General features: G+C 47.8%; 1 protein-coding gene. It reads right to left on the bottom strand.

The genetic code is table 11. From position 1 onward, the window contains the following. Positions 1 to 230, bottom strand: a 230-nt coding sequence (locus AAEY62_RS25165; protein WP_350637234.1) for a TonB-dependent receptor plug domain-containing protein, incomplete at both ends; no start/stop codon positions are given.

Here is a 230-nt window from a genome sequence, read left to right on the forward strand (position 1 = left end):
GACAAATACATAACCGCGGTCATCAGCAAATGACGTTCCGTAGTTTAAATCAAGCGTAAACTCACGACCGCCACCATCTGTTGTTTCACCGCCACGGGCTTGAAATTCAAAGCCTTCTTTTTTTGACTGGGTAATAATATTCACTACACCGGCTACCGCATCGGCACCATAAGTGGCCGACGCACCACCACTTATAATTTCAACGCGCTCCACCATGCCACTTGGAATGG

The sequence above is a fragment of the Pseudoalteromonas sp. GW168-MNA-CIBAN-0100 genome, from assembly GCF_040309225.1.
Classification (GTDB): Bacteria; Pseudomonadota; Gammaproteobacteria; order Enterobacterales; family Alteromonadaceae; genus Pseudoalteromonas; species Pseudoalteromonas arctica.